5 protein-coding genes are annotated in these 6,797 nt (G+C 51.9%); 4 read left to right on the forward strand and 1 reads right to left on the reverse strand.

What is annotated here, in order from left to right:
- The first annotated feature begins 95 nt into the window (after positions 1-95).
- Both C7J97_RS14350 and C7J97_RS15110 read left to right on the forward strand, forming a co-directional pair.
- Positions 96-386 carry a hypothetical protein gene (locus C7J97_RS14350; protein WP_113993357.1) on the forward strand — a complete coding sequence of 97 codons (291 nt, stop codon included), beginning with the start codon at positions 96-98 and terminating at the stop codon, positions 384-386.
- Positions 387-414: 28 nt separating this feature from the next.
- Entirely contained in the window at positions 415-576 is a 162-nt protein-coding gene (locus C7J97_RS15110) for a hypothetical protein (protein ID WP_005921750.1), read from the forward strand.
- Positions 577-645: 69 nt separating this feature from the next.
- On the opposite strand, the gene C7J97_RS14355 is transcribed toward C7J97_RS15110, so the two are convergent.
- Positions 646-1,434, reverse strand: a complete 789-nt coding sequence (locus tag C7J97_RS14355; protein ID WP_113993359.1) for a hypothetical protein — start codon at positions 1,432-1,434, stop codon at positions 646-648.
- Here C7J97_RS14355 and C7J97_RS14360 point away from each other — a divergent pair.
- Both C7J97_RS14360 and C7J97_RS14370 read left to right on the forward strand, forming a co-directional pair.
- Positions 1,433-1,786 (forward strand): TnpV protein, encoded by a 354-nt coding sequence (locus C7J97_RS14360; protein ID WP_005921751.1) that lies wholly within the window; start codon positions 1,433-1,435, stop codon positions 1,784-1,786. The two genes, C7J97_RS14355 and C7J97_RS14360, sit on opposite strands and share 2 nt — an antisense overlap.
- A gap of 449 nt (positions 1,787-2,235) precedes the next feature.
- Positions 2,236-6,797: DEAD/DEAH box helicase family protein (locus C7J97_RS14370; protein WP_479723712.1), on the forward strand; the 4,562-nt coding region annotated here is incomplete at its 3' end.

Consider the following 6,797-nt stretch of genomic DNA (forward strand, 5'->3'; position numbering starts at 1 on the left):
ATGCGCGAAGATGTTGATGTCCAAATCGCTGACGAAAAAGAGAAGCAGGAGCAGCTTGCAGTGGAAACCGAGCTGTAGGGCTGGAGTGTCTGTGTATGAAACGAAAAATCACAAAGATTTTGGATGTTGCTATTCATTCCATAAATCTTATTCTTATCAATTATGCGCTATCGAATATGATGGCTCTTTTTCGGAGCAGCCTCCTCTACATTTTGTTTTTCGCCTCTGAAATGTGGGTCTTTGTCCAATACCGAAAAAGTATTGAAACGTTGAGCAACAGCAAAACTCTTGCAAATCTTCTGTTGGTGATCTGTGCGGCTATCGAGATTGGGCTTTTATATTTCTTCGGAATCGTTTCTGGAAAACCGATTCCATTCAAATTGTAAAAGCGATTTTTATAAGGGAGTAATTTCTATGGGTTACGGTTGGGCAACGATTTTTACTGTGGGAGCATGGCTTGTCGGAGGCTTCCTTGATGGCCTTTTGGGTTCTGGCACCCTCGGTCTGAACACTTTGTTCGCAATTATTGCAATGGGCTGCTGCATCATGAAATTCATAAAGGATAACGGCACCTGATAATCAAACTATTACATACCCTCTGCGGGCAACCATAAAACGGTTGCCCGCTTTTTCATACCCTAAAATCTAAAAAAGGAGGCAAAAATGCCAAGCAAAACCGAAGAATACCTTGCTCTTGCCCAACGCACAGCCAACGGCCTGACCCGGTATTGGGAAAGCTGGACAGCGTACCTGACCACTGCATCCCGGCTGTACAAGTACCGCTTTGAAGATCAGCTGATGATCTACGCCCAGCGGCCCGATGCTACAGCCTGCGCCGACTATGACATCTGGAACAACCGGATGAACCGCTATGTGCGCAGAGGTTCCAAAGGCATCGCTCTGCTGGATGAATCCAGTGGATATCCGCGTCTGCATTACGTTTTTGATGTGTCGGATACTGGTGTGCGCCGCAATTCTCGCGACCCTGACCTGTGGCAGTATAACGATGATCTGAAACAGCCTGTTTCGGATGCACTGACTGCCGCCTACGGCATCAGCCATGAAAGGTTCAGTCAACAGCTTGCCGATATTGCCGGGAAGCTGGTCGCAGATTATTGGGACAACAACAGCGAGGACATTCGCGCCATCGTTGACGGTTCGTTCCTGATGGACTATGATAGTACCGGGTTGGAAATGCAGTTCAAGTCCGCCGCCGCGATCAGCGTCACCTACACACTTCTGGAACGGTGCGGATTTGAACCGGATGGCTTTTTTGACAAAGACAGTTTTCAGGCTATCTATGATTTTTCCACCCCGGATACTGTCTATGCCCTCGGCGCAGCAGTCAGCGACATCAGCCGCGAAGTTCTGCGCACCGTGGAACGAGCAGTCAAAACGACCATCCGCCGCCGAAACAATGAAAGGAGCCAGCATGAATATGAGCAACAATCTGAGTTACACGCAGACCGGGGATTATCTTCTCCCGAACCTGACCCTGCATCAGCCGAAGACCCCGCTGGGCAAGTACGGCAGGATGCGCCTGAACTTCCTGAAGCAGCAGCACCCGGTGCTGTACCACACGATGCTCCTGAACGGGAGCCTGTACCCGACCCTGAACAAACTGGAGCAGACCGCAGCGGCAATGAAGGACCAGATGATGGCCGAACTGCTGGCGAAGAACCCGGCTCCGGACAAGGAGAAGAACCAGATGGCGTGGGTGCAGCACATGAACAGTCTGCGGGAGCAGGTCGAGGAAGTGATTCGGACGGAACTGATCTACAGTTAAGTTTTCTGGATGCAGTCATCCCCACCGAAACCCAGCAAATCGAACATATCGACCGAGCGGAGAGCGAAAAATCGCCCTCCGCTTTTGCTTTATCGCAGGCCGAGATTGAGAATGAACTGCGCGAGCATGGCTCCGGTGTGCAGGATGGCAAGTGGCGGATCATCGAACTGTATCAGACACAGCCTGACCGCAAACTCCGCGCCAAAGCACTGGCAAAAGAATACGGCATCGGCGGACATTCGCAGGACTTTCTGGATGGCAGCAGCGGTTTTGTAAATCATGATGGAAAAGGACTTGAATTTGACCGCTACCCGGATCATCAGAAATTCACGTTAAGCTGGACGCAGGTCGAGAAATACATCGACCTGATGATTCAATCTGACCGCTATCTGACCGATCAGGAAAAAGAACATCGTGCCGCCGTGCAGGAGGCGGAACGCCAACTTCCGATGCTGGAGGGTGATGCCGCTGCCGAATACAATGCTCTGAAAGAGCAGTACCCCAATACCCTGATCGGCTTTGAACTGGGTGGATATTTTCTGTTCTATGACAAGGATGCGTTTGCCGTAAAGGAAGTTCTGCGCTCTAATTTGTTGTCACAGGAAAACGCGCTGGGAAAAGTCAAAGTGACTGGCTTTTTGCGTGGAGAGTGGGTAGCAAAATCGCAAAAACTGTGGGCCGAGGGCAACAGCATCTATCTGGCCGGACAGAGTGAAGATGGCACCCACCATCAGACAAAACATCTGCGGAAGGAAGATTATCTGCCGATCGGCAGCATCATCAAGCTGGATGGCCGGGACTTCCGTGTAGACCACGTCAACTTTATGTTCAAATCCGTCAGCTTGCAGGATATGGACTTGACCAACAGCGGACAGCCCATCTTCCGGGTTGAGCGGTTGCCCCATATCCGGGAATTGTATGAACAGCAGCAGGATGAAATTGTTGACGTTCCTCCTGAAAAAGCTATTGATTACAAGGTCGGTGACGAAGTTGTTGTTGACCTCCCCACTCGAACCATTGAGGGCAAGATCGGCTATGTTGGTGAAACCGATGTACGCATCGACACCAGCGCACATGGGCAGTCGTGGGATAACGAGGTACTCAACAAGCGGCAATTCGAGGACGGTCTGCGGCGGGATGAACCTACACCGGATGAAGAACTGAACAAACTGCCGATTTCCACAGAAGTCAATGGTGAATGGCAGACCTTTCCGAATGCTGCTGCCGCCAATGAAGCCCTGAACGCTGAACCTGTGCCAGAAGCCGCCGGAAATTTTCACATCACGGATGATAATTTGGGCATCGGAGGCCCCAAACAGAAATTCGCCCGCAATATTGAAGCAATCCAAACCCTGCGCACTCTGGAGCAGGAGCATCGCGGTGCCACCGCCGAGGAACAGCAGGTGCTTTCGCAGTATGTCGGCTGGGGTGGTCTAGCGGATGCTTTTGACCCGAACAAAGAAAATTGGTCTACCGAGTACACCCAGCTGAAAGGACTGCTCACCGAAGAAGAGTATGCCGCCGCCCGCGCTTCCACGCTGAACGCTCACTATACCTCTCCGATAGTGATTCGCGCCATCTATGATGCCGTAGAGCGGATGGGCTTCCAGTCCGGCAATATTCTGGAGCCGTCCATGGGCGTGGGTAATTTTTTCGGTATGCTGCCCGACAGCATGGCCGACAGCCGCCTGTATGGTGTGGAACTGGATTCCATCACCGGACGCATCGCCCAAAAGCTGTATCCGCAGGCTGACATCACCGTGGCAGGTTTTGAAACCACTGACCGCAGAGATTTTTATGATCTCGCCATTGGTAATGTCCCTTTTGGCCAGTACAAAGTCAACGACAAAGCCTATAACAAGCTAGGTTTTTCCATCCACAACTACTTTTTTGCGAAAACCATCGACCAGATCAGGCCGGGCGGCGTGATTGCTTTTGTGACCAGCCACTTCACGATGGACAGCAAAGACAGCAGTGCCCGCAAGTACATGGCAGAACGTGCTAATCTGCTGGGTGCCATCCGTCTACCCAATGACGCTTTTAAGGCAAATGCAGGAACGGAAGTCGTCAGCGACATTATCTTCCTGCAAAAACGTGACCGCCCTGCGGACATCGAACCTGCATGGGTGCAGCCGGGGCAGACCGAGGATGGTTTTACCCTCAACAGCTATTTTGTGGAGCATCCGGAAATGGTTCTGGGCAGGTTGGAGATGGAAAGCACCCAATACGGCCATGACCTGACTGTTGCCCCAATCGAGGGTGCCAGCCTTGCAAAGCAACTTGCCGAAGCAGTACAGCACATTGAGGGACAGTACACCGCGGTGGAGATTGCCGCCCCGGATGTTGCCGATGCGGAAGCGCAGCGCAAGACGCTGCCCGCAGACCCCGCTGTGAAGAATTTCTCGTATACTGTGGTGGATGGTGAGATTTACTACCGCGAGAACTCCATCATGACGCAGATCGAACTGTCCGATAACGCCAAAGGCCGTGTGGCTGGCATGGTGGAGTTGCGGCAGATTGTCAGTGAACTGATCGACCAGCAGTTGAACGACTTCCCGGATGAGGATATCAAAGCATCGCAGGAAAAGCTGAACGCCGCCTATGATGCCTTTACCGCAAAATACGGTCTGATTAACGACAAGAAAAATGCCAGACTTTTTGATGATGATAGCTCCTACTATCTGCTCTGCTCACTAGAAAACTTGGATGAAAACAGGCAGTTGAAAAGCAAAGCGGATATGTTCACCAAGCGGACGATTCGTCCAGAGCGTGTTGTCACAAGCGTGGACACCCCCAGCGAAGCACTGGCGGTGTCCATTGGTGAGCATGGCAAGGTCGATTTGCCCTACATGGCCGACCTGCTGGGCACTCCCGGTGACTATGAGCGCATCACCACTGAACTGTCTGGTGTGATTTTCAAAGATCCTGCCGCTGATGCTGACGATCCGGAAGCCGGCTGGCAGACTGCGGATGAGTACCTTTCCGGCAACGTGCGCGATAAGCTGCGCATAGCACAGCTCGCTGCAGAAAGCCACCCGGAGTTCAAGGTCAATGTGGACGCACTTGAAAAAGCCCAGCCCAAAGATCTGGAAGCATCTGAAATTGATGTGCGGTTGGGTGCCACATGGCTTGACCCCTCTATCGTGCAGCAGTTCATGATGGAAACTTTTCAGCCGCCCTACCGCATCCGCTACAACAACGCCATCACCGTCCGCTACTCTCCTTATACTTCTGAATGGCGGATCAGCAATAAGTCCGCCACCGGCTACGGTGACATTATGGCTACCGAAACCTACGGCACACGCCGGGCCAACGCCTATAAAATTCTGGAGGACACCCTGAACCTGCGCGACAGCCGCGTCTACGATACCATTGAGGAGAATGGCAAGGAAAAACGTGTGCTGAATCAGAACGAGACCACCCTCGCCCAGCAGAAACAGCAGGCTATCAAGGACGCTTTTGCTGGCTGGGTTTGGAAAGACCCACAGCGGCGAGCCTTACTGGTAAAGAAGTACAATGAGCTTTTTAACAGCACCCGGCCCCGCGAGTATGATGGAAGTCACATTCATTTTGTGGGCATGAACCCGGAAATCAATCTGCGAGAACATCAGCGCAATGCGGTTGCCCATGTGCTGTATGGGCACAACACTCTTTTGGCGCACGAAGTCGGTGCCGGCAAGAGTTTTGAGATGGCGGCTTCCGCTATGGAACTGAAACGGTTGGGTTTATGCCAGAAAAGCCTTTTTGCGGTGCCGAACCATTTGACGGAGCAATGGGCCAGCGAGTTTTTACGCCTGTACCCCAATGCAAAACTATTGGTCACCAGCAAGAAAGATTTTGAACCCGCCAACCGCAAAAAATTCTGTGCAAGAATTGCGACCGGCGACTATGATGCGGTCATTATCGGACACTCCCAGTTTGAGAAAATCCCGCTGTCTGCAGAGCGGCAGGAGCGGCTGATTCAAGAACAGATGGATGAAATCGAGGAGGCCATCGAGGAAGCAAAAGAGCAGGCTGGCGAGCATTTTACTGTAAAGCAGCTGGAAAAGCTGCGCAAGACCCTGAAACAGAAGTTGGAGAAGCTGCAGGCCACCGACCGCAAAGATGATGTGGTCACGTTTGAACAATTGGGCGTAGACAGGTTGTTTGTAGACGAGAGCCAAAATTACAAGAACTTGTTCTTATATACGAAGATGCGGAATGTGGCAGGCCTGAGCACATCCGAAGCGCAAAAATCTTCTGATATGTTTGGGAAATGCCGCTACCTCGATGAGATTACCGGAGGGCGCGGCGTGATTTTTGCAACCGGTACGCCGATCAGTAATTCCATGACGGAAATGTACACCCTGATGCGTTACCTCCAATACAACACTTTGCAGCAGAAAGGGCTGACCCATTTTGACGCATGGGCATCGACTTTTGGTGAAACTACTACCGCCATCGAACTTGCCCCGGAGGGCACTGGTTACCGTGCGCGCACTCGTTTTGCGAAGTTTTTCAACTTGCCCGAATTGATGGCGATGTTTAAGGAAGCGGCGGACATTAAAACTAGCGACCAGTTACACTTGCCCGTGCCCGAAGCCAAATTCGAGACGGTCGTGGTCAAGCCTTCGGAAATCCAACAGGATATGGTGCAGGCGTTGAGCGAACGTGCGGCCGAAGTCCACAGCGGTTCTGTTGACCCCTCTGTGGATAATATGTTGAAAATCACGTCGGATGGCCGCAAAATTGGTCTTGACCAGCGGTTGATGAATTCCGCTCTGCCCGATGACCCCAACAGCAAGTTAAATGCCTGCGTCAACAACGTCCTGCGCATCTGGAACGACACCAAGGAGCAGAAGTTGACCCAGTTGATTTTCTGCGATATGTCTACTCCCAAGGGGGACGGTTCGTTCAACGTCTATGATGATATTCGCACCAAGCTGCTCAACGCCGGTGTGCCCGAACAGGAGATCGAGTTCATCCACAACGCAGATACGGAGAACAAGAAAGCAGAACTTTTCTCCAAGGT

It is taken from the genome of Faecalibacterium prausnitzii (assembly GCF_003324185.1).
In the GTDB taxonomy this organism is placed as follows: Bacteria; Bacillota; Clostridia; order Oscillospirales; family Ruminococcaceae; genus Faecalibacterium; species Faecalibacterium prausnitzii.

Coding starts and splice junctions, on each gene's coding strand:
- C7J97_RS14355 (WP_113993359.1), bottom strand. CDS start 1,434: ATGCTGGCTCCTTTCATTGTTTCGGCGGCGGATGGTCGTTTTGACTGC.
- C7J97_RS14350 (WP_113993357.1), top strand. CDS start 96: ATGAAACGAAAAATCACAAAGATTTTGGATGTTGCTATTCATTCCATA.
- C7J97_RS15110 (WP_005921750.1), top strand. CDS start 415: ATGGGTTACGGTTGGGCAACGATTTTTACTGTGGGAGCATGGCTTGTC.
- C7J97_RS14360 (WP_005921751.1), top strand. CDS start 1,433: ATGAATATGAGCAACAATCTGAGTTACACGCAGACCGGGGATTATCTT.